General features: G+C 71.7%; 20 protein-coding genes. 14 read left to right on the top strand and 6 right to left on the bottom strand.

Annotation, left to right across the window (positions count from 1 at the left end; all coding sequences use genetic code 11):
• Window positions 1-220 (bottom strand): TetR family transcriptional regulator (locus tag ITP53_RS29855; protein WP_195898785.1); only part of this gene is annotated, 220 nt, incomplete at its 3' end.
• A 67-nt stretch (window positions 221-287) separates the two neighbouring features.
• Here ITP53_RS29855 and ITP53_RS29850 point away from each other — a divergent pair.
• From ITP53_RS29850 to ITP53_RS29805, 10 genes are all read left to right on the top strand, one after another.
• Window positions 288-2,294 carry a HelD family protein gene (locus ITP53_RS29850; RefSeq protein WP_195898784.1) on the top strand — a complete coding sequence of 669 codons (2,007 nt, stop codon included), beginning with the start codon at window positions 288-290 and terminating at the stop codon, window positions 2,292-2,294.
• A 49-nt stretch (window positions 2,295-2,343) separates the two neighbouring features.
• The gene (locus tag ITP53_RS29845; protein ID WP_207756585.1) at window positions 2,344-2,631 is read left to right on the top strand and encodes a hypothetical protein; all 288 of its coding nucleotides are present in this window, start codon (window positions 2,344-2,346) and stop codon (window positions 2,629-2,631) included.
• A gap of 48 nt (window positions 2,632-2,679) precedes the next feature.
• Window positions 2,680-3,276, top strand: coding sequence for an NUDIX hydrolase (locus ITP53_RS29840; RefSeq protein ID WP_195898783.1), 597 nt, complete (start codon window positions 2,680-2,682; stop codon window positions 3,274-3,276).
• A gap of 253 nt (window positions 3,277-3,529) precedes the next feature.
• Window positions 3,530-4,189: a lysophospholipid acyltransferase family protein gene (locus tag ITP53_RS29835; protein ID WP_236051318.1), complete on the top strand. Its 660-nt coding sequence runs from the start codon at window positions 3,530-3,532 to the stop codon at window positions 4,187-4,189.
• A gap of 64 nt (window positions 4,190-4,253) precedes the next feature.
• Entirely contained in the window at window positions 4,254-5,828 is a 1,575-nt protein-coding gene (locus ITP53_RS29830; RefSeq protein ID WP_328816192.1) for a penicillin-binding transpeptidase domain-containing protein, read from the top strand.
• Between the two features lie 75 nt (window positions 5,829-5,903).
• Window positions 5,904-6,797, top strand: a complete 894-nt coding sequence (locus tag ITP53_RS29825) for a helix-turn-helix domain-containing protein (protein WP_195898781.1) — start codon at window positions 5,904-5,906, stop codon at window positions 6,795-6,797.
• A 30-nt stretch (window positions 6,798-6,827) separates the two neighbouring features.
• Entirely contained in the window at window positions 6,828-8,021 is a 1,194-nt protein-coding gene (locus tag ITP53_RS29820) for a M24 family metallopeptidase (RefSeq protein ID WP_195898780.1), read from the top strand.
• A 10-nt stretch (window positions 8,022-8,031) separates the two neighbouring features.
• Entirely contained in the window at window positions 8,032-8,667 is a 636-nt protein-coding gene (locus ITP53_RS29815) for a GntR family transcriptional regulator (protein WP_195898779.1), read from the top strand.
• A 6-nt stretch (window positions 8,668-8,673) separates the two neighbouring features.
• Window positions 8,674-9,153, top strand: a complete 480-nt coding sequence (locus tag ITP53_RS29810) for an OsmC family protein (protein ID WP_195898778.1) — start codon at window positions 8,674-8,676, stop codon at window positions 9,151-9,153.
• 155 nt (window positions 9,154-9,308) lie between these two features.
• Window positions 9,309-10,214 (top strand): polysaccharide deacetylase family protein, encoded by a 906-nt coding sequence (locus tag ITP53_RS29805; RefSeq protein WP_207756584.1) that lies wholly within the window; start codon window positions 9,309-9,311, stop codon window positions 10,212-10,214.
• Here the strand turns inward: ITP53_RS29805 and ITP53_RS29800 are convergent.
• The gene (locus tag ITP53_RS29800; protein WP_195898777.1) at window positions 10,159-10,440 is read right to left on the bottom strand and encodes a DUF3040 domain-containing protein; all 282 of its coding nucleotides are present in this window, start codon (window positions 10,438-10,440) and stop codon (window positions 10,159-10,161) included. The genes ITP53_RS29805 and ITP53_RS29800 overlap by 56 nt on opposite strands.
• A 134-nt stretch (window positions 10,441-10,574) precedes the next feature.
• On the opposite strand from ITP53_RS29800, the gene ITP53_RS29795 reads away from it, so the two are divergent.
• Both ITP53_RS29795 and ITP53_RS29790 read left to right on the top strand, forming a co-directional pair.
• Window positions 10,575-11,606: an Rv2578c family radical SAM protein gene (locus tag ITP53_RS29795; protein WP_195898776.1), complete on the top strand. Its 1,032-nt coding sequence runs from the start codon at window positions 10,575-10,577 to the stop codon at window positions 11,604-11,606.
• 820 nt (window positions 11,607-12,426) lie between these two features.
• The gene (locus ITP53_RS29790; protein ID WP_328816187.1) at window positions 12,427-13,977 is read left to right on the top strand and encodes a glycosyltransferase family 4 protein; all 1,551 of its coding nucleotides are present in this window, start codon (window positions 12,427-12,429) and stop codon (window positions 13,975-13,977) included.
• Here ITP53_RS29790 and ITP53_RS29785 read toward each other — a convergent pair.
• From ITP53_RS29785 to ITP53_RS29775, 3 genes are all read right to left on the bottom strand, one after another.
• Window positions 13,937-14,857, bottom strand: coding sequence for a S1C family serine protease (locus tag ITP53_RS29785; protein WP_195898775.1), 921 nt, complete (start codon window positions 14,855-14,857; stop codon window positions 13,937-13,939). The genes ITP53_RS29790 and ITP53_RS29785 overlap by 41 nt on opposite strands.
• A gap of 111 nt (window positions 14,858-14,968) precedes the next feature.
• Window positions 14,969-15,328, bottom strand: a complete 360-nt coding sequence (locus ITP53_RS29780) for a fluoride efflux transporter FluC (protein WP_195898774.1) — start codon at window positions 15,326-15,328, stop codon at window positions 14,969-14,971.
• On the bottom strand, window positions 15,325-15,786 hold the full coding sequence (locus ITP53_RS29775; RefSeq protein WP_195898773.1) for a fluoride efflux transporter FluC: 462 nt from the start codon (window positions 15,784-15,786) through the stop codon (window positions 15,325-15,327). The genes ITP53_RS29780 and ITP53_RS29775 overlap by 4 nt, the downstream gene beginning before the upstream one ends.
• 77 nt (window positions 15,787-15,863) lie before the next feature.
• On the opposite strand from ITP53_RS29775, the gene ITP53_RS29770 reads away from it, so the two are divergent.
• Window positions 15,864-16,571, top strand: a complete 708-nt coding sequence (locus tag ITP53_RS29770) for an HNH endonuclease family protein (protein WP_328816196.1) — start codon at window positions 15,864-15,866, stop codon at window positions 16,569-16,571.
• Here the strand turns inward: ITP53_RS29770 and ITP53_RS29765 are convergent.
• Window positions 16,568-17,404, bottom strand: coding sequence for an SGNH/GDSL hydrolase family protein (locus ITP53_RS29765; protein ID WP_195898771.1), 837 nt, complete (start codon window positions 17,402-17,404; stop codon window positions 16,568-16,570). The two genes, ITP53_RS29770 and ITP53_RS29765, sit on opposite strands and share 4 nt — an antisense overlap.
• A gap of 217 nt (window positions 17,405-17,621) precedes the next feature.
• Between ITP53_RS29765 and ITP53_RS29760 the strand changes: the two genes are divergently transcribed.
• On the top strand, window positions 17,622-18,863 hold the full coding sequence (locus ITP53_RS29760; RefSeq protein WP_195898770.1) for an isochorismate synthase: 1,242 nt from the start codon (window positions 17,622-17,624) through the stop codon (window positions 18,861-18,863).
• Window positions 18,864-18,867: the final 4 nt, after the last annotated feature.

Below are 18,867 nucleotides of genomic sequence, written 5' to 3'. Positions count from 1 at the left end.
CCACCCGCGCCGACTCCTCCTGATGGTCGGCGATCCGGTGCAGGACGAGGTCCTCCTTCGCCGGGAAGTACTTGAACAGCGTCGGCTTCGACACCCCCGCCGCCGCCGCGATCTCCGTCACCGGCACCGCGTCGAAGCCGCGCTCGAGGAAGAGCGAGACGGCCGCCGCCGAGATGGCCTCGTGGACGCGCCGCCGCTGGAGCTCACGTAGTCCCGTCATGAGGAAACTCTATCAAGATGTTAACCTGGTTAAACTCTTGACCGAGTTAACGATTTCGGGAGGTGTGATGGGCACGCTCGACGACGAGCGGGCGTACGTCGAACGCTGCGCGGCCGGGCTGCGCAGGATGCTCGACGGCGCGCGGGACAACGTGATCGTCGGTGAGACCGTGGCCGGCGACCGCTACAGCGCCGAACGCCTGGGCCGCCATCTCAAGAGCCTGGCCAAGGAGCTGAGCGAGGAGCCGGACGGGCCGCCGTTCTTCGGGCGCCTGGACTTCGGCCACGGTTCCGCCGAGCACGGCGGCCGGGCGTACCACATCGGCAGGCGGCACATCACCGGCGAGCACGGCGGGCCGCCCGTGGTGATCGACTGGCGCGCGCCGGTCTCGCGGGCGTTCTACCGGGCCAGTGCCCGCGACCCGCAGGGCGTCGCGCTGCGCCGCCGCTTCGGCTGGTCGGGGACGACGCTGACCGGGTTCGAGGACGAGCGACTCGACCGGGGTGAGGAGGGCGAGAGCAGGATCCTCGCCGCCGAGATCGAACGCCCCCGCGTCGGCCCCATGCGCGACATCGTCGCCACGATCCAGCCCGAGCAGGACGACCTCGTACGCGCCGAGCTGGACACCTCGATCTGCGTCCAGGGCGCCCCTGGCACCGGCAAGACCGCGGTCGGCCTGCACCGGGCCGCGTACCTGCTGTACGCGCACCGCCGCCGCCTCGAACGCGCCGGCGTGCTCGTGCTGGGGCCGAACCGGACCTTCCTCGGCTACGTCTCCGCCGTGCTGCCCACGCTCGGCGAGATGGACGTCGAGCAGACCACGCTGGAACGACTGCTGACCACCGTCCCCGTGACCGCCGCCGACGGCGAGGCGGCCGCGGTCGTCAAGCACGACGCGCGGATGGCCGAGGTCCTGCGCCTGGCCCTGTACGGGCGGATCGTCAAACCGGTCGAACCCGTCGTGGTGGCCGACGGCTCCGCCCGGTGGCGGGTGCGCGAGGACGAGCTGCGCAGGATCGTCGACGGCGCCCGGCGCGCGTCCCTCCCGTACGGCGTCGGCCGCGAACGCGTGCGCGCCCAGGTGGTGGCCTCGATCACCCGCCAGGCCGAGGCCCGCGGCCGGACCGCGAACGCGGCCTGGACCCGCGCGGTCGCCCGCGCCGTCACCCCGTCACTGGACGCTGTCTGGCCCGCCGCCAAGCCGGAGGAGGTCCTGTACGAGGTCCTGCGCGGCCCGGCCGCGGAGGTCGCCCGCGCGCCGGGCGGCAGCGTGCTGACCGAGGCCGAGTGGGCCGCGATCACCTGGCCCAGGCCGCCGCGCAGTGTCAGGAGCGCCCGGTGGACGGCGGCCGACCTGGTCCTGCTCGACGAGGTCGCGGCGATGATCGAGCGCCCGCGCGGTTACGGGCACGTCATCGTGGACGAGGCCCAGGACCTGTCGCCCATGGAGTGCCGGGCGGTGGCCAGGCGCGCCGAGCACGGCTCGCTCACCGTGCTCGGCGACCTGGCCCAGGGCACCACGCCGTGGGCCGCCACGTCGTGGCAGGACCGGATGGCGCTGCTCGGCAAGCCGGACGGCCGGGTCATCGCCCTGACCACCGGCTTCCGGGTGCCCGGCGCGGTGGTGGAGCTGGCCAACACGCTGCTGGCGGCGCTCGGCGCGGACGTGCCCGCCACCCGTTCCTACCGGGCCGACGGCAGGTTGCGGTTGACCCGGGTGACCGACCTGGGCGAGGGGGTGGCGGCGGCGGTGCGGGAGGCGTACGCGTACGAGGGGTCGATCGGGGTGATCGCGACCGACGCCGCGGTGGAACCGCTCACGTCCGCGATCTCGAACCACGGCCTGGACGTCGGCGGGCGCCTGTCCGTGGTGCCCGCGTCGGCGGCCAAGGGCCTGGAGTACGACCACGTGATCGTGGCCGAGCCCGCCGCCATCGCCGGCGCGGAGCGGCGCGGCCTGAACCGCCTGTACGTCGCACTCACCCGGGCCGTCTCCCGCCTCGACGTCGTCCACGCCCGGCCGCTGCCGCCGCAACTCACCCGCCCCGGCGGACGCCCGGTGGACGCCCGGTAGAAGCGGCCTGAATCGGGTAGGCGGCTGCGGATGCCGAGAGGAGCTCCGCATGACCTCTTCACCGGACCCCAGTGAGCACGAGAGCCGGTGGCCGTACCAGGAGCCTGTCCACGCGCCGCCGAGCCACCAGGTCCTGTCGGTCATCGGGTTCGTGTGCGCGGTGGTGGCCGTGCTGTTCATCCCGATCCTGTTCGGCCTGGCCGGCATCGTGCTGGGCATCGTGGGCCACACGCGGGGTGAGCCGCTGGGCAAGTGGGCGGCCGTCGCCGCCGGCATCGGGATGATCGCCGGTATCGTCCTGGGCGTCCTCCTCATGGCCACGGGGCCGCGCGGCTGACCCCGCAAGGTACGGCCGCCGCGCCACGCGCCGTGCGATCCTGGACGTGTGCTGTCACCCATCGACGTGCTGCGCGAGCAGATCATCGCCCATCTTGCCGCCTTCGAGCGCAGGGAGGTGCCACCGGCGGAAGGGGTGCGCAGGGCGGCCGTCACCGTGTGCGTGCTGGAGGACGCCGGGCGGGTCCCGTACACCGTGCTGATCAAGCGTGCCCCGCGCGGCCGCAATGCCGGGCAGTGGGCGCTGCCCGGCGGGCGGCTGGACGACGGCGAGCTGCCGGTCGAGGCGGCGCTGCGGGAGCTGGCCGAGGAGACCGGCGTCACCGGGGTCGAGGTGGCCGGACTGCTGGACGACTTCGTCACCGACTCGGGGTTCGTGATCACGCCGTTCGTGGCGTTCGGCGGCGGGCAGCGGCCGGTGGCCGACCCCCGGGAGGTGGCCTCGGTGCACGCGGTGCCGCTGGAGCGGTTCCTGGCGCCCGGGGTGCCGCGCTGGCAGGGGGAACTGCTGCAGATGCCCCTGGGGCCGTCGATCGTGATCCACGCGCCGACCGGGGCGATTTTGTGGCAGTTCGCCGAAGTGGCGTTGCGTGGGCGTGAGCAGCGGGTCTTCGACGTGGCGCAACCACATTGGACCAGAACGTGACCGATTCTTGAGCCCCGATGGAATTCCACTCGCCAGATGTCCGTTAGCATCGAGAGGCCGATGTGGTCTGTGTCCCCCGGGCCGCAAATTACCGCCTTCACGGAATACCGTTCGGCTGGAGCCGTGTTGTGCACCTCGCCGAGGAGGCGACCGCCACATCGGCCTCAATGCTTTTCCCAGGCGTCCCCGCTCACCGGCTGGGGCGCCTGCTTTATGGTGGGGTGGCCGACCGCTCGATGATCAGGAGAGCTCGTTGCTTTACCAAGTGGTCAAGTTCGCTTCCGCGCCGCTGGCCAACGCGATGTGCCGGCCGCACATCTCGGGCGCGGCACACGTTCCGCGCAGCGGGCCCGCGATCCTGGCCGCCAATCACCTGTCGATACTCGACTCGTTCCTGCTGCCCGCGCTGCTGCCGCGGCACGTGACGTTCACCGCCAAGAACGAGTACTTCTCCGGCAATCCCGTCTCCGGCTTCTTCATGCGGCTGGGCGGGAGCCTGCCGATCGACCGCGAGAGCGCCCACTCGGCGCAGGTCATGCTGGACGAGGCCGCCGCGCTGCTGGAGCGGGGAGAGCTGTTCGGCATCCATCCCGAGGGCACCCGCTCCCCCGACGGCCGCCTCTACCGCGGCAAGGTCGGGGTGGCCTGGCTGGCGCTCAAGACGGGCGCGCCGGTGCTGCCGGTGGCGCTCAGCGGCACCGAGAAGGTGATGCCTCTCGGGTCGAAGGTGCCGAGGCCCGCGCGGATCGGCATCGCGATCGGGACGCCCATGCGGTTCGAGGGCGACCACGCCAAGGCGCGTGACCGGCGGCGGGTGACCGACGACATCATGGCGGCCATCCAGCGGCTGTCCGGCCAGGAATACGTCCCCACCTACGCGGCCAGCTTCAAGGCGGCCAACGGCGTGCCCTAGGCTCGGACACCTGTCGTCGACGAACGGGGGCTGATCAGTGGTGCGGGGCCGTACGATCGCGATCGTGTCCGGCGCCACCGTGCTCGCGGTGGGGGCCGCGGCCGGGGGAGCTTATTACGTGCTGCACACCAGGGGGACACCGGCGGAGACGGCGCAGCGCTTCGTCGCCGCGTGGCAGGCCGGCGACGACGCCGCGATGGCGGCCCAGCTGGCCACGCCCCAGCAGCTCGGCGGTTACGCCCAGCAGCGCGACGCGCTCGCGGTGGAGTCGGCCTCGGTGAAGCTGGGCGCCGTAAAGGAGGGCGACGGCCGGGCGAGCGCCCCGTACACCGCGACCCTGATTTTGAAGAACATCGGCGAGTGGTCCTATGAGGGGCAGCTCGACCTCGTGGTGGCCGACCGCACGTGGAAGGTCGACTGGAAGCCGTCGGCGCTGCACCCGTCGATGACGTCGGAGGCGTCCTTCGCGCTCAAGACGCGCTGGCCGGACCGGGCGGAGATCACCGACGCCGACGGCGACCGGATCGACACCGGCACGGTCGGCGGGTCCGTGCAACAGCTCGTCGGCTTCCTGGACAAGGCGACCAAGAAGGACGTGGCCAAGCTCGGGCCCGCCTACAAAGTCGGGCAGGCGGTCGGGCGCGGCGGGCTGCAGGAGACGTTCCAGAAGCGGCTGGCCGGGACGCCGTCCACCGAGATCCAGCTCGGCGGCAAGACCCTGGAGACCATCGAGGGCTCCGACGGCGAGCCGGTGCGGACCACGCTCGACCCGCGCGCGCAGGCAGCCGCGGTCGGTGCCGTCAAGGAGATCAAGAAGCCCACCTCGGTCGTGGCGGTCAAGCCGTCCACGGGCGAGATCCTGGCCGTGGTCAACAACGTGGGCGGGTTCAACCGGGCGCTGGACGGCCGTTACCCGCCGGGCTCGACGTTCAAGGCGGTCACGGCGATCGGGCTGCTGAAGTCCGGCATCTCGCCGCAGGACACGGTGACGTGCCCCATGTACGCGACCGTCGGCGGGATGCGGATCCGCAACTCCGACAAGGAGCAGTTCGGGTCGCTGTCGTTCCTCGACTCCTTCGCGCATTCGTGCAACACGACGTTCGCGCCGCTGGCCCAGCAGAAGCTGGGGGCGGACGAGCTGCTCCAGACAGCCGAGGACGTGGGGTTCAACCAGCCGCTGAACATCGGGGTGCCCGCGGCCAAGCCGAGCTTCCCCAAGGCCGAGTCGGACGCCGAGCTGGCCGCGGAGGCGTTCGGGCAGGCCAGGATCACGACCAGCCCGCTGTCGATGGCCTCGGTGGCCGCCGCCATCGCCGACGGCACCTGGCGGCCCCCGACGCTGGTGCCCACGCTGAAGCAGAAGGCCGCCGCGCGGAAGCTGCCCGGCGGGGTGAAGGACGACCTGCACGCGATGATGTCGGCGGTGGTGACCAAGGGCACCGCCAAGTCGGCGGGGCTGCCGTCCGGCACGCACGGCAAGACCGGCACGGCCGAGTACGGCACCGGCGAGAAGCTCGACAGCCACGCCTGGTTCATGGGGTTCAAGGAGGACGTGGCGTTCGCGGTGGTCGTGGAGGGCGGCGGCGGTGGCGGCGCGGTGGCCGCTCCGGTGGCGGCCACATTTCTCAAGGGGCTGTGACGTTCCTCAAGGGGTTGTGACGGGACAGCCCGCGCTGTTGCGTCTCCACTGGGTGGAAGGTGCAGGCTTCCCCACGTGAGTGAAGGGCTCTACACGATCGGCGAGCTGGCCAGGCGGGCCGGGCTGCCGGTGCGGACGATCAGGTTCTGGTCCGACAGCGGCGTGCTGCCGCCCACCGGGCGTTCCGCGGGCGGCTACCGCCTGTACGACGAGGCCGCCGCGGCCCGGCTCGACCTGGTCCGCATGCTGCGCGAGCTGGGCATCGGGCTGGAGGACGTCCAGCGGATCCTGGCCAGGCGGGTCACGATGGCCGAGGTGGCGCGGGTGCACCTGCGGACCGTGGACGCGGAGCTGCGGGCGCTGCGAGCGCGCCGTGCCGTGCTGAGCCTGATCTCGGAACGTGGCGCCACGGCAGAGGAGACGTTGATGTTGCACAGAATCGCCCAGTTGTCGGACGCCGAGCGGCGGCAGATCGTGACGGAGTTCGTGGCGGGCACGTTCGACGGGATCGAGCTGTCCGGCGACGCGGCGATCATCGCGGGCTGGATGCGCGAGCTTCCCGACGAGCCGTCGCCCGCGCAGCTCGACGTCTGGATGGAGCTGGCCGGGCTGATGGCCGACGAGGGATTCAGAGCCCGGCTGCGGCGGATCGCGCTCGCCGGTCCCGGTCCCGCCGGCGGATACGACGTGCGCGCGCGGGCGCTGGCCGAGGCCGGTCCCGCCCTGGCGAAGGGGACCGCGCCGGGCTCCGCCGAGGGCAGGCGCGTCCTGGATCGTGTCGCCGGGCCGGCGGCCGACAGAGGGGCGTTGCTCCCATGGCTGGAGACGGTGGCCGACGCCCGGGTGAAGCGTTACTGGGCGCTGCTGGCGGCGCTCAACGGGCAGGAGCCGTCGCCGCCGGCCGTACCCACCCTCACCTGGGTGATCGAGGCCCTGCGCGCTCATCAGGACGCCCGCTCCGGAGGGTGACGGAGCGTCGCCGGTGGGCAGGATCGGAGTGTGCTGGGGATCGGTGGCGAGGAGTACGCGCGGCGGCAGCAGGCGATGCGGCGCCTGGCCGCGCGGTCCGGCCTGCGGGGCGTGGTGGCCTGGTCGAGGGGCGGGTCCGCGCAGGACCGTTACGCCGACGTCTACTACCTCACCGGCTTCTACCAGCACCAGCCGTTCGTCCCCGACGTTCCCGGGCGGTGGCGGGCGCAGGGCCACGCGGCGGTGCTGCTGCCCGTGGAAGGCCCCGCGCTGCTGCTGACCGACGCCTCGGCGGTCCAGGAGCCGCGTCCTGCCGCGCGGCTGCGTACCGCGCGCGATCTCGTGGACGCGCTCGCCGAGCGGATCAGGGCCCTGCCGCCGGGCCGGATCGGCCTGATCGGATGCGAGGTGATGGCCGCGCCCTGGTGGCGCAGGCTGCATTCGGTGATCCCCGGGCACGAGCTGGTCGGCGCCGACGATCTGGGCTGGCAGGCGCGCCGCAGGAAGAGCCCGGCCGAGCTGGACCTGCTGCGCGCGGCGGGGGCGCTCGGCCGGCAGGCGATGGCGGCGGCGCGGCAGGCGGCCACGCCTGGAGCCACGGAGGCGGAGGTCGCGGCGGCCGCGATCGCCGAGATCACCCGGGCGGGCGGCGCCTACTACGGCATGGGCGTGTCCTCCGGCGCCGAGTCGCACACGTTCGCCGCCTCCGGCCCTGCCCCCTACCGCGCCGACCGGCGGCTGGCCGCGGGCGATCTGTTCAGGATCGACCTGTACGGGTCGGTGCACGGCTACCTGTTCGACCTCGCCCGTAGCTGGGTCGTCGGGGCGGAGCCGACCACGGAGCAGCGCAGGCTGCTGGACGCGGTACGGGAGAGCGTCCAGGCCGGGATCGAGATGCTGCGGCCCGGGCGGCGGATCGGCGAGGTGGCGCGGCGGTGCCAGGAGGTGTTCGAACGGTCGGCGTTCGCCGCCCATCACGGGATGTCCGGCTTCGACGGAGTGTGGGGGCACGGGCTGGGGCTGTCGTTCGAGCCGCCCTGGGTGGAGCAGGACGGGCCGTCCGCGGGCGAGCGGCTGGAGGCGGGGATGTGCCTGGCCCTGGAATGCCGGATCTCGATGCCGTCCGTGGGCGGCGCCGGCTACGAGGACGACGTCATCGTCACCGACTCAGGTCCCGAACCCGTCACCGCCCCGGCTTTGCATACATTGCATGCAGAACGCTAGGCTCGCCCGTATGCAGGCCGATGTGGCGTGGAGCCGGTTACGAGACCTGATCCTGGACGGCACGTACCCGCCGGGGGCCCGGCTGACCGAGATGGAGGCCGCGGCGACCCTGCGGATGAGCCGCACCCCCGTCCGGGAGGCGCTGCGCGCGCTGGCCGCCGACGGGCTCGTCCGCCCCTCAGGGCGCGGCGTGGTCGTCGTCGCCCTGGAACGCGACGATCTCGGCGAGGCCTATCAGGTACGCGCGGCGCTGGAGGCGCTCACCGCGGAACTGGCCGCGATCCGGCAGCGCGAGGGCCACATCGCCCCGGCCGCCCTCGCCGCGCTCCGCGACCTCGCGGACGAGACGGCGAGCGTCACGGCGCGGGGGCGGCTCCCCGAGGCGGCCGGGCTCAACCGGCGCTTCCACGGGATGATCGCCGAGCTGGCGGGCAACACGATGGCGCTGCGCACGCTGGAGCGGATCTGGGACCAGATCCAGGTGTCCACGCTGCGTTCGCTGGCGCCGCCGTCGCGGCCCGCGCACGTCTCCGGCCAGCACGCCGACCTGCTCACCGCGATCACGGAAGGGCGCCCAGAGCGCGCCGCGCGGATCGCCCGTTCACACGTTCTCGACACCCGCGCCAGCACCCGCACCGAGGAGTGATCTTCCATGGCCCGCCAGCACACCTACCCGGTCGTCGTGACCTGGACCGGCGACAAGGGCACCGGCACGAGCGGCTACCGCGACTACGGCCGCGACCACGACTTGTCAGCCGACGGCCCGCCGCCCATCGCGGGCAGCTCCGACCCGGCCTTCCGCGGCGACCCCTCGCGCTGGAACCCCGAGCAGCTCGTGGTGGGCGCGCTCTCCCAGTGCCACATGCTGTCCTACCTGCACAAGTGCGCGATGGCCGGGGTCGTGGTGACCGCGTACGCCGACCACGCGACCGGCACCATGACCGAGACCCGTGACGGCGGCCACTTCACCGAGGTGATCCTTCGGCCCACGGTCACGGTGAGGTCGCCGGAGATGGCCGAGGCCGCGCTCAAGCTGCACGCGGACGCCCACGACGCCTGCTTCGTGGCCACCTCGGTCAACTTCCCGGTCCGCCACGAGCCCACCGTCCAGGTGGCCGGTCAGGACGCCTGACCGGCCGCCCGCGGCCCGCCGCGGCGTCGTACTCCGGGCCCGGGCCGGGTGCGATGTCGCGCAGGGTGGAGGCCGGCCTGGACCGCCGAAGCGCGGCCTGCGCTGACACGCGTAAACCGTTTGGATAGGTCCTTCACAAGCACCAGGCTGAGGACGTGAATGCACAGACATCCGGCGAGTTGCTGGGATTCGCGCCCGACGCGCGACTGCTGATCGTCAACAGCGACGACTTCGGAATGTACCCGGCGGTCAACGAGGCCGTGATCCGCTCGATCGAGGAGGGGATCTCCGGCTCGTGCAGCCTGATGGTGCCCTGTCCTGCCGCAGGCCACGCCATGGAATTGCTGCGGCGACGCCCCGAGATCCCCTTCGGCGTCCATCTGACGATGGTCTGCGAGATGCCCAGGCTGCGGTGGGGGCCGCTGGCCGCGCGGGAGCGGGTGAGCTCGCTGCTCGACGAGACCGGCGCGTTGTACCCGCACCACCGCATACCGGAGTTGCTCGCCCGGGCGCGGCTCGACGAGGTGGAGACCGAGTTCCGGGCGCAGATCGACGCCGTACTCGATGCCGGGCTGAGGCCGGCCCACCTGGACTGGCACTGCCTGGCCGACGGCGGGCGCGCCGACGTCTTCGACCTGACGCTGACCCTGGCCGGCGAGTACGGCCTCGCGGTGCGGGCCTGGCTCGACCCGGCCCGCGAGCGGCTGCGCGGCCGCGGCCTGCCGGTCATCGACCACGGCTTCCTGGACAGCTTCTCCTTCGACCCCGACGGCAAGGCCGAACGGTACGCCGAACTGCTGCGCACTCTGCCGGCCGGCCTGAGCGAGTGGGCCGTGCATCCCGGCCTCGACGACGCGGAGGCGCGGGCCGTGGACCCCGACGGCTGGCGGGTACGCAGCGGCGACCACGCGTTCCTCGCCTCGCCCCAGGCCCGTGAGCTGCTGCGGCAGGAGGAGATCGTGGTGATCGACTACGGAATGGTGCAGCGCGCCTGGGCCGGTGGGCTCAGAAGGCAGCCGCGAGGGCGAGGGCCGCGGCCGCCTCATGCCGGAGCACCATGATCAGCAGAGTGGCCACCAGCGTGGCGATCAACAGCCAGCTGATCAGGATGATGACGGTCGTGCGGCGCGGCCGGCGCCGGCCGCTCGGCTCTCCCTTGGTCCTTTCCTCACTGCGACCGACCCGCTGGTTGAACGACTCCAGCCGGGCGACGAGTCGCGGATCGTCGTCGACGAGGTGCTGCTCGATCTGGGCCAGCATCCGCTCCTCGTCCTGCGACCAGGCCATGGGTGCACCTCCGGAACGCAAGCTCTGTGGCGTCTATCTGCCCAATGCTGAAGATCATTAGCCACCCACTGGCCAGGTAATTGCAACGTCTTTTCGGTTTGCGATCACGCTCGAATCCTTGTTCTAATCATGGGATGCGCTGGGACAACCTGCGACTGGCCGGGGTCGGCCAGGAGGATCCGGCCGTGCCGCTGTTCGCCCGCGGCGCGGTCACCCGGACGTTCGACACGCCCGAGTTCAAGGGGATGACCTTCTACGAGATCAAGGCCAGATCCATCATCAACCGGGTGCCGGCGGCCAGCCGGGTCCCGTTCGAATACACGATCAACCCGTATCGCGGCTGCACGCACCGCTGCGTCTACTGCTTCGCCAGAAAGACCCATGAATATCTGGATCTGGACGCCGGAGCGGACTTCGACTCCAAGATCATCGTCAAGGTCAACGCCGCCGAGTTGGCCCGCAAGGAGCTGGCCGCGCCGCGCTGGGGCGGCGCGCACGTGGCCATGGGCACCAACGTCGACTGCTACCAGCGCGCCGAGGGCCGCTACCGGCTGATGCGCGGCATCCTGGCCGCGCTGCGCGACGCCGCCAACCCGTTCTCGATCCTCACCAAGGGCACTCTCATCCTGCGCGACCTCGACCTGCTGACCGAGGCCGCCGACGTGACCGAGGTGAGCGCCAACGTGTCGGCCGGCTTCGTGGACCAGGAGATGTGGCGCGCGGTCGAGAACGGCACGCCCCACCCGCTGCGGCGCCTGGAGACGTGCGCGGCGCTCAACGACCACGGCATCGCCTGCGGCGTGCTGATGGCGCCCATCCTGCCCTACCTCACCGACTCCCCGGCCCAGCTCGAGGAGACCGTCAAGGAGATCGCGGCGTCCGGCGCCACCCACCTCTCGCCCATCGTGCTGCACCTGCGGCCAGGGGCGCGCGAGTGGTGGCTGGCCTGGCTGTCGCGCGAGCACCCCAGGCTGGTGCCGCGCTATCTGGAGCTCTACGGCCGGGGCTCCTACGCGCCCAAGTCCTACCAGCAGCGCATCACGACGCTGGTCAAGGAGCTGGCCGAACGCCACGGCGTCGGCCGCGCCACCCCGGCCATGGCCCGCCGCCTGCCACCGCGCCGCGACCCGGCGCCGGCCGCCCCGGAGCAGCTCCGCCTCCTCTGACCTGCCGGGTGCTCACCGGTGAGCTCCCGGCGGGCGTGGTGCACGAGTTCGAGCAGCGGCTGCCGGGACTGTCGCACGGCGAGGGCGTGTGGTGGTCGGAGCCGTCCGGCGACCGGCCCACCAGATAGGCGGTATGTCGGTTTTAGTCGCTAGATGGGTATTAACGGGCTTGGTGTGCCAATCAGGCACACTTCATCCGTACGGGGGGATCTCCGATGGCAGACACCAAGAAGAAACCTGCGGCCAAGTCCGGCAAGTCGAAGAAGCAGGCGATCAAGACCAGCCGGCAGACCAAGGAGACGAAGAAGGACGACAAGAGGACGGACGAGGAGTGATCCGGGGAACGACTCAGGCAGCCTCGGCCGCCTGACCGGGTGACGCGATCGGACGGCCGGGGGCCGCGCCCCGGCCGTCGAGCCGTCCGATCATTTCCGGCACCGAGCCACGCGGACACACCGCTCGATTCCCGGCGCCGCACCATGCGGAAGCTCTGATCCATTTCGGCGCCGCACGCCGCGGACACTCCGATTGATTCCGATGCCGCACCACGTGGACACGCGGCTCGAACACGCTTCGACGTCGCGCTCGACCTGCCGGCCCGGACGACCGCCGTACACTTCGCACCCGCGCGTCGCCCGCATATGCAACCTTGTGTACCTTCCCGGCGTCTAATGATCATAGGTGGGGATAGCGCACAGGGGATGAAGCACGTGCACTCCACCCGGGCGAGACGATGCGCCGGTGGTGGGGCAGGACGATTGCCCTCACCACCGGCCACGTGTGTCGAGGCTTGTTTCCGGACCATGAGGGGGACTGTCAGGTGCGCGCACTGGCACGCAAGGGCAAGTCGGCGATCGGCCGGCTGTACCGGGGGTACAACCGGCGCAAGGTGGACAAGGCGCTACCGGCGTCGACGAAGCGGGTCCGCATCCTCTTACTGCACGCCCACGGCATGGGCGGGACGATCAGGACCGTGTTCAACCTGGCGAGCTACCTGGCCAGGGAGCACGACGTCGAGATCGTCAGCATTCTCAAGGAGGCCGAGGAGCCGTTCTTCCCGATAGACCCGCGTGTACGGTTCCGCTTCCTCGACGACCGGCTCAAGCCGGGCCCCGACCCGCTGCGCGCGGTGTTGTCGAAGCTGCCCAGCAGGCTCATCCCCAAGGAGGAGACGGCCTACCACCGTTTCAACCTGTGGACCGACCTCAAGCTGAGCCGCTACATCCGCTCGCTCGACACCGGCGTGCTGATCGGCACCCGTCCGGGGCTCAACCTGGCGATGGCCCAGCTCGCGCTGCCCGGCGTCATCACCATCGGGCAGGAACACGTGGCGCTGCGCGCCCAGGCCGAGCCGATCCAGGAGCTGATCAAGTGGCGCTACCGCCGCCTCGACGCCCTGGTCACGCTCACCAAGGCCGACCTGCGCGACTACCGGGAGACACTGCCGAAGCAGCCGAAGAAGCTGACCCGCATCCCGAACGCGGTGCCGCCGATGACGGGCGACGTGGCCAAGCTCGACGCCAAGGTCGCGGTGGCGGTCGGCAGGATGACCCGCATCAAGGGGTTCCACCGGCTCATCACCGCCTGGCAGACGGTCGCCGCCACACACCCCGACTGGAAGCTTCGCATCTACGGCGCGGGGCCGCAGGAGGAGGGTCTGGCGCAGCAGATCGTGGAGGCCGGACTCGAAGGCACGGTCGAGCTGCCGGGGCCGACCAACGACGTGGGGGCCGAGCTGGAGAAGGCGTCGATCTTCGTGCTCAGCTCCCGGCACGAGGGCTTCCCCATGACGATCCTGGAGGCCATGGCCAAGGGGCTGGCCATCGTCAGCTTCAACAGCCCGCACGGGCCCAAGGAGATGATCATGCACGAGGTCGACGGGCTGCTGGTCAAGCAACGGACCAACGCCAACCTCGCCGACTCGATCATCCGGGTCATCGAGGACGAAGGGCTGCGCCGCGACCTGGCCGCCCATGCGCTGGAGACCGCCCGGACCTACGACCCCGACCTCGTGGGCGCGAAGTGGGACGCGCTGCTGGCCGGTCTCCTGGCCCGCCGCGTCAGCGCGTACGCACGGGCACACCGCTCCCCGTCCGACACCGCGGACACTCCCCCACCGTCCGACCCGACACCGGCGGACCCATCCCCACTCCAGGACCAGAACCCACCCCAGAGCCAAACCTCGGCCCCGGACCAGACTCCAGCCCAGAACCGGGCACCAGCCCAGGATCGAACCCGAGCCTCGGACCAGACTCCAGACCAGGACCAGGACCAGGACCAGGACCAGGACCGGGACCAGGCACCAGCGCAGGACCGGGCTGCGGCGGGGGTTACACGCCCGAGCCCGTCAGTTCGACCGGCTCAGCGATGACGTCCACGAGGGCGCCGTTCCGGTAGACGGTGATCGGCAGCGGCCGCCCGATCGCATCGGCGAACATCAGCCGCTGCAGGCTCTGCGCGTCAGCCACCGGATTGCGGCCCGCGCTCAGCACCAGGTCGCCGGCGCGCAGCCCGGCCCGGTGCGCGGGCGAGCCGGACACCACCTCGACCACGCGCAGCGCCCCGTCCTGCCCGGTACGCCGCCGCAGCGGCTCGGGCAGCGGCGCCGGCGAGGTCACCAACCCCAGGAACGCCCGCCTGACCCGGCCGTCCCTGATCAGCGCGGCGATGATGGAGCGGGTCGTGCCGTTCATCGGCACGGCCAGCCCGACGCCGACCCCGGCCACGGCCGTGTTGATCCCGACCACCCGGGCCTGCGAGTCGGCCAGCGCGCCACCCGAGTTGCCCGGGTTGAGCGCCGCGTCGGTCTGGATCACGTCCTCGATCAGCCGTACGGCCGAGCCGCTGCGCGCGGGCAGTGACCGGCCGAGGCCCGACACCACCCCGGCCGTCACCGAACCGGCAAGCCCGAGCGGAGTGCCGACGGCCACCACGAGTTGCCCGACGACCAGTTCGTCGCTGTCGCCGAGCGTGGCGGGCTCGGGCGTGGGCGTCTGTGCCCTGATCACCGCCAGGTCCGACAGTGGGTCGCGGCCGACCACGATGAAGTCGCCCGAGGTGCCGTCGCCGAACGCGACCGTCCCGGCCCGGGACGAACCGACCACATGCGCGTTGGTCAGCAGGAACCCGTCGGCGGTGAACACCACCGCGGACCCGCTGCCCCGGCCCGCACGCACGCTGGCCACTTTCGGCAGCAGCTCGGCCGCCACGGAAGAGACGACGCGCGAGTAGGCGTCTAGGGGATCCGCCATCACGTGCACTCCTTTGCTTACAGGATTACACGTTAACTCCGCCCACGAAATCCCGCGCCCCTCCACAGGTCGCGTCCCAGGCCAGGGCCACTGCGGCGCCGTACCGCACGCTCAGATCAGGGCCTGGGCCACGGCGGCGCCGCAGTAGGCCGCGCCGAGTCCCCCCACGATGCCTGCGCCCACGCAGGCCACCGCGTGGAAGTTGGCCCCCTCCTCCACCAGTCGCACCGTCTCGTACCCCAGCGTCGAGTACGTCGTCAGCGCCCCGCAGAAGCCGGTCCCCGCCAGCGCCATCACCCAGTTTCCTGCCGGCACGGCGGCCAGGAACCCCAGCAGCGCCGACCCGGCCACGTTCACCGTGAACGTGCCCCAGGGGAACACCGTGTCGTGCCGCGCCTGCACCGCCCGGTCCGCCAGGTAGCGCAGCGGCGCCCCGGCCGCCGCCCCCAGCACGATCAGCAGCACCGTCATCGCACGCCCGCCAGGCTCCGCGTGACCCACCTGGTCAGCCACATGCCGGCGGTCACCGCGGCCGGCGCCGCCGCCATCGTGCCCGCCAGGTACGCCAGCCCCGTCACCGGCGCCCCGTCCGCGACCACCCGCTGGAAGTCCACCACGTACGTGGAGAAGGTCGTGTACCCGCCCAGCACGCCCACCCCGAGGAACGGCCGCACCAGCCGATGCGCCTGCCGCCCCTCCGTGATCAGCACCATGAGCACCCCGATCAGGAGGCAGCCCGACACGTTCACCCAGAACGTTGCCCAGGGGAAGCCGGCCGGTGCGGCGGGCAGCGCCGACTGCACGCCGTGCCGCGCCAGCGCCCCGAGCGCGCCACCGGCCGCTATGACCGCGACGACCGGCCAGTGCGCCTCGGCACGCTGCTCGGGCAGGCGCAGGTCGACATCCGGGTCGATCGGACGATCAGTCACATAACCCTCCCTGTGTCAGAACGGCCGATTGCGGGAATTTCTCTAGACAACCTCGACCCCCGGAGGCCTGCTTGAGCGTGAAGGACGCGATCGCCCTGCTCGCCGGAGCCGTCGTCGTCGTTTCCTTCCTCGGCAGCGCCAAGACCCCACCGGCCACCGCGGCCAGCCCGCTGGGCAACGCCGGCGGCACGCTGCCCGGCCTGGCCCCCATCATCTCCGACGGGGACAAGGCCCGCGCACGCGACCTCATCCAACGCCTGCGCGTCAAGGGTCTGGGCCCGAACACCGGCTACCGGCGCACCCGGTACGGCGAGAACTGGGCGGACACCGCGAGCGGGGTGCCGTACGCGCGCAACGGCTGCCGTACCCGTGACGACCTGCTCGCCCGCGACGGCCGGGACGTGCGCTACCGCGCGGGCTCCCGGTGCGAGGTCGTCTCCATGGAGCTGGAGGATCCCTACACCGGCCGGCTCATCAGGTGGCACAAGGACGACGCGGACGAGGTGCAGGTCGATCATGTGGTGCCGCTCAACTACGGCTGGCGCATGGGCGCGCCGCGCTGGCCCATGTCCAAGCGGCTCGACTTCGCCAACGACCCGCTCAATTTGCTGCCGGTGGAGGGCGACGCCAACGAGCAGAAGGACGCCTCAGGCCCGGCGGGCTGGCTGCCGCCGCAGCGGCGCATCCGGTGCGCGTACGCCACCCGCTTCGCCCAGGTCGCCTTCAAGTACAACCTGCCGGTCACCCCGGCGGACAAGAAGGCGATGCTCGCCGAGTGCCGCTAACGCGGGTCCAGCCAGCCGAACCCGCGCCGGAACGTCTGCTCCGCCAGCACCCGCTGGCCGGCCGCGCTGGGGTGGAAGTAGTCCCACTTGCTGACGTGGTCGAGGGTGAACGGGAAGGAGAACACCGCTCCCCCGTCGGTGCGGCAATGGGGACCGTACGTGGCGCACGCCGCCGCGGCGGCCCGGTTGTAGGCCATCACGCGGGCGCGCACCCGCTCACGGCGCTCGGCGTCGGCCCGCTTGACCGAGGACGGGGCAGTCAGCATCGTGGGGCAGATCCGGCCGAGTGTCCAGAACGTGCGGGCGATCGCGTTGTTCCTGCCGACCTCCCACAGCCGGCGCAGGTCGGGGATGCTGGCGATGAGCACCCTGGCCCGCGGCATGCCGGCGCGCAGTTCGGTCAGCGCCTCGTCCAGCCTCCGCCGATAGGTCTGGACGGGGGTCATCGCCTGCTCGGTGCGTACGCAGGCGTCCTGAGCGCCGATGAGGATCGTCACGTAGTCGGCCTTGGCCGCGACCGCCTTCTTCACCTGGCCAAGCAGGTCGGCACTGGTCGCACCCGGCGCGGCGAAGTTGTGGTTGTGCTTCTGGAGCGTTCCAGACATCCTGGACAGTCGAAGGTAGTGGCTGGAGACCTCGCGATGGTCGCCGGCCGACCACGAGCGCGAGGCGCAGGAGACGTACCAGCCGCAGGCGTTGAACCCGGTGGAGATCGAGTCGCCGAGGGCGGCCATGATCTCGGGCACGGGCTCGGCGGCGGCGGCAGCCTGTGCCGTGCCTGAGCCGGAAAGGAGAACCACTGCGGCGAGGACGTGCCCCAGGTGACCGATCATGGTCATCAAGGTAGGGAGACGATCACCCCCTCAACATGCGTTCCGGCGAGGTCTGTCATTTCAGGACCGACTTCATATCGCCGCTTGACAGACCGAAGGCAGCAAAGTTGCGAGGTATATACCTAAACGCCCGGTTTTTTCCGGGTTCATGGGTCGTAACAGTGCATTCACGGGGGTCTGAGTCGAACGTGTTCAGTTCCCGCATAGAGTGTCTTGAGTGAGTGTCGCGCTCGGAACAACCCGCCCGCTACCGGTTCGCACCACCCCTGTCGGCGACCCCGGTGACCTGCTGGCATCCCTGCCCAGGACGGCACCGTACGCGTGGGTCAGGAACGGAGAGGGGCTCGTCGGCTGGGGAGAGGCCGCGCGGGTGACCGTGCCCCCGGGTCCTGGCCGGTTCGCCTGGGCCCGCCGGTGGCTGGCCACCATGTTCGGCGACGCCCCTGCTTACGACGACGTCGGCGACGCCGTCCGCACCCCCGGCTCCGGCCCGGTCGCCTTCGGCAGTTTCACCTTCGACGAGGACGCCGCCGGCTCGGTCCTGGTCGTGCCGCGGGCCGTGCTCGCGCGCCGCGACGGCCGCGCCTGGCTGACCACGATCGGGGACGCGCCGCTGGAGAGCTTCTCCCCCCTCCGCGAACCGGGGCGCATCACCTACGGCGACGGCAGCCTGAGCGCCCTGCAGTGGGAGCACGTGGTGGCCCGCGCCGCGCGGCGCATCCGCGACGGCGAGCTGGAGAAGGTGGTGCTGGCCCGCGACCTGGTGGCCACCGCCGAACGGCCCATCGACGTGCGGCTGCTGCTGAACCGGCTGGCGCGGCGCTATCCCGAGTGCTACACGTTCTCGGTCGCGGGGCTGGTCGGGGCGACGCCCGAGCTGCTGATCCGGCGCACGGGGCAGGAGATCGAGTCGCTGGTGCTGGCCGGCACCACGGCGCGCGGCACCGGCCCGGCCGACGACCTGGCGCGCGGGGCCGCGTTGTTCGCCTCGCCCAAGGACCGGCACGAGCACGAGTGCGCGATCGCCTCGGTCCGCCAGACGCTGGCCCCGCTGTGCTCCTCGCTCGACACCCCCGACGAGCCCGAGCTGCTGATGCTGCCCAACGTTCAGCACCTGGCCAGCCACGTCACCGGGCGGCTCGCCGACGGAGCCTCGGTGCTCGACGTGGTCGCGGCCATGCACCCGACGGCGGCCGTCGGCGGCACCCCGACCAGGACCGCGATCCAGGTCATCAGAGAGTTGGAGGGGATGGACCGGGCCGGCTACGCCGGTCCCGTGGGCTGGATCGACGCCCACGGGGACGGGGAGTGGGGCATCGCCCTGCGCTCGGGGCTCATCCAGGGGCGGCGGGCCCGCCTGTTCGCGGGCGGCGGCATCATGGGCGACTCCGACCCGGCCGCCGAGCTCGCGGAGGCCCAGGCGAAGTTCCGCGTCATGCGGTACGCCCTGGAGGGCTGACCGC

The organism is Nonomuraea cypriaca (assembly GCF_015645445.1).
GTDB classification, from domain to species: Bacteria; Actinomycetota; Actinomycetes; order Streptosporangiales; family Streptosporangiaceae; genus Nonomuraea; species Nonomuraea cypriaca.
The sequence above is the reverse complement of the archived record's forward strand: the minus strand, read 5'-3'. Positions and strand labels throughout refer to the sequence as shown.

Coding starts and splice junctions, on each gene's coding strand:
- ITP53_RS29800 (WP_195898777.1), bottom strand. CDS start 10,440: ATGGCCTGGTCGCAGGACGAGGAGCGGATGCTGGCCCAGATCGAGCAG.
- ITP53_RS29845 (WP_207756585.1), top strand. CDS start 2,344: ATGACCTCTTCACCGGACCCCAGTGAGCACGAGAGCCGGTGGCCGTAC.
- ITP53_RS29810 (WP_195898778.1), top strand. CDS start 8,674: ATGGCCCGCCAGCACACCTACCCGGTCGTCGTGACCTGGACCGGCGAC.
- ITP53_RS29815 (WP_195898779.1), top strand. CDS start 8,032: ATGCAGGCCGATGTGGCGTGGAGCCGGTTACGAGACCTGATCCTGGAC.
- ITP53_RS29765 (WP_195898771.1), bottom strand. CDS start 17,404: ATGATCGGTCACCTGGGGCACGTCCTCGCCGCAGTGGTTCTCCTTTCC.
- ITP53_RS29850 (WP_195898784.1), top strand. CDS start 288: ATGGGCACGCTCGACGACGAGCGGGCGTACGTCGAACGCTGCGCGGCC.
- ITP53_RS29795 (WP_195898776.1), top strand. CDS start 10,575: ATGCGCTGGGACAACCTGCGACTGGCCGGGGTCGGCCAGGAGGATCCG.
- ITP53_RS29780 (WP_195898774.1), bottom strand. CDS start 15,328: ATGACGGTGCTGCTGATCGTGCTGGGGGCGGCGGCCGGGGCGCCGCTG.
- ITP53_RS29785 (WP_195898775.1), bottom strand. CDS start 14,857: ATGGCGGATCCCCTAGACGCCTACTCGCGCGTCGTCTCTTCCGTGGCG.